This window comes from Acinetobacter sp. 1294243, assembly GCF_000588015.1.
Lineage (GTDB): Bacteria > Pseudomonadota > Gammaproteobacteria > Pseudomonadales > Moraxellaceae > Acinetobacter > Acinetobacter pittii.
The window spans coordinates 1-2,047 of the sequence record NZ_JFXG01000046.1 but is presented as its reverse complement, the minus strand read 5'-3'; the positions used below and the strand labels follow the sequence as shown (position 1 = coordinate 2,047).

The following is a 2,047-nucleotide window of genomic DNA, read 5'->3' as shown; positions in this document are numbered from 1 at the left end:
AATCACACTTGCTGATGGTGCTGAATTAAATGACACTGACTTAACAGAAATGGTGACTGTATTTAAAAAATGCTTACCTGCTTATGCGGTACCAGTGTTTTTACGTATACAGGCTAAAGTTGAAACCACAGGTACTTTTAAGTACCAAAAGAATAAATTGAAGGAAGATGCATTTAATCCAAGCAAAACTTCTGAACGTTTACTCGCTTTATTGCCTGGTGAAAGCAGTTACTGTGACATCACAACTGAAATTTTTGACAACATTCAGGCATATAAATACCGTTTTTAGTTCATTTTTTAGCTAAACAAGAGGAAATCGTGCTTTTTATAGGCAATCATGCAAATGTTTTTAAATTTCCTCTTGTGTTAGTTGAATAACTTGCTAAAATACGCGACATCAAAACGATACGGGTCGTTAGCTCAGTTGGTAGAGCAGCGGACTTTTAATCCGTTGGTCCCGCGTTCGAGTCGCGGACGACCCACCACTTATCTGTTTTGAACCTATTTGGGTCGTTAGCTCAGTTGGTAGAGCAGCGGACTTTTAATCCGTTGGTCCCGCGTTCGAGTCGCGGACGACCCACCAAATTCTAAAAAGCCTCTCAGTTCGAGAGGCTTTTTTTATTGTTAATGTATTTTAGTTTTATGACTAAAAGATGACGATGCACTTCTTATATAGAACATCCCTAGCCCATTCCATAAAGATTTCCAAACGTTTAGGAATATAACTCCGGTTCGGATATAAAATATTAAGTGGAAGCGATTGAGCAGTATAGGCGCTTAGTACTTCAACTAAAGTTCCCTGCTCGATTTTATCCTGAACATCGTAGTATGGAAGTTGAATAATTCCCAAACCTGCAATAGCCGCTGCAATATAGGCTTCCGTATTATTCACGCTTAAAGCACTATCCATCATCACAGCTCCATCTTGATATGAAAATACGCCCTGTTTTTCTCCTACGGCTCCCGCATAGTTAATGAGTTTGTGTTGAGATAGATCTTCTAATTGTTCAGGAATACCGTACTGTTCTAAATAGTCAGCACTTGCACAGTTCACCATAATCAAGTTACCAACGAACTTCGCAATTAAACTACTATTATCTAGCTGCCCCACCCGAACAACACAATCGATTCCTTTCTCGATTAAGTCAGTGATGTCATCAGAGCTATGAAGTTGTAAATGGATATCTGGATAGCGACTATAAAAATCGGGAAGTTCAGGAATAATCACTTGGTGTACGATTCGGCTGGGCATTGAAATTTTTAGCGTGCCACGGTAATGCTGCTTTTGTGCCTGTATAAGCTGTTCGAGCTGTTCATAATCAAATAATAGATTTTGACACTCAGGTAATATTCGTTGTCCATCTTGAGTGAGACTTACTTTACGCGTAGTACGATGAAATAAGCGTACTCCATAGTGAGTTTCTAACTGTTGAATAGCACTCGTTACTGTCGAGCGAGGTAAATCAAGCTGATTTGCCACTTCACTAAAGCTTTGTCGTTTAGCGACTTCTGTAAAAATAAAAAATTGCTGCAACCGATCCATTTAATTGTTCGTATTTTTTGAATAGTTAAACCAAACTAGCATAATTGATCAAAAATTACCGCCAATCTAGACTAAAAACACATTAAAACAAGTCATCATAGGAACAACCATCATGACAACTCATACTCTGAAAGATAAAGTTGTACTGATTACGGGCGGTGCAAAAAACTTAGGTGGACTGATTAGCCGCAGGTTTGCAGAACAAGGCGCAAAAATTGCAATTCACTACAATAGCGCTGAAACTCAAGCAGATGCAGAACAGACACTTGCAGATGTAACAGCATTCGGTGTAGATGCCGTTTTAATTCAGGCAGACCTAACGGATATTGATAATATCGAAAAGCTATTCTTAGACACTAAGCAGCATTTTGGCGGAATTGATATTGCCATTAATACAGTTGGAAAGGTTTTAAAGAAATCTTTTTTAGATACCACAGAACAAGAGTTTGATAGCATGAGCGATATCAACTCAAAAATTGCCTATTTCTTTATTCAATCGGCAGG

Annotated in this window: 2 protein-coding genes, 2 tRNA genes and 1 pseudogene; 4 read left to right on the top strand and 1 reads right to left on the bottom strand. The window is 38.5% G+C overall.

Translation table 11 applies throughout. The annotated features are described in order from the left end of the window. The 3 genes and pseudogenes from J655_RS24075 to J655_RS24065 all read left to right on the top strand — a co-directional run. Positions 1-289: pseudogene (locus J655_RS24075) on the top strand (long-chain-acyl-CoA synthetase); the annotation flags it as partial. 120 nt (positions 290-409) lie between these two features. Next, positions 410-485 (top strand) — tRNA-Lys (locus J655_RS24070). A gap of 22 nt (positions 486-507) precedes the next feature. Continuing rightward, a tRNA-Lys gene (locus J655_RS24065) sits at positions 508-583 on the top strand. Positions 584-646: 63 nt separating this feature from the next. Here the strand turns inward: J655_RS24065 and J655_RS24060 are convergent. Continuing rightward, the gene (locus J655_RS24060) at positions 647-1,543 is read right to left on the bottom strand and encodes a LysR family transcriptional regulator (RefSeq protein ID WP_005079244.1); all 897 of its coding nucleotides are present in this window, start codon (positions 1,541-1,543) and stop codon (positions 647-649) included. 112 nt (positions 1,544-1,655) lie between these two features. Between J655_RS24060 and J655_RS24055 the strand changes: the two genes are divergently transcribed. Next, on the top strand, positions 1,656-2,047 hold a 392-nt coding region (locus J655_RS24055), incomplete at its 3' end, for an SDR family NAD(P)-dependent oxidoreductase (RefSeq protein WP_032053429.1).

Excerpts from the sequence above, each read along its gene's own strand:
- J655_RS24060 (WP_005079244.1), bottom strand. The coding sequence starts at position 1,543 with ATGGATCGGTTGCAGCAATTTTTTATTTTTACAGAAGTCGCTAAACGA.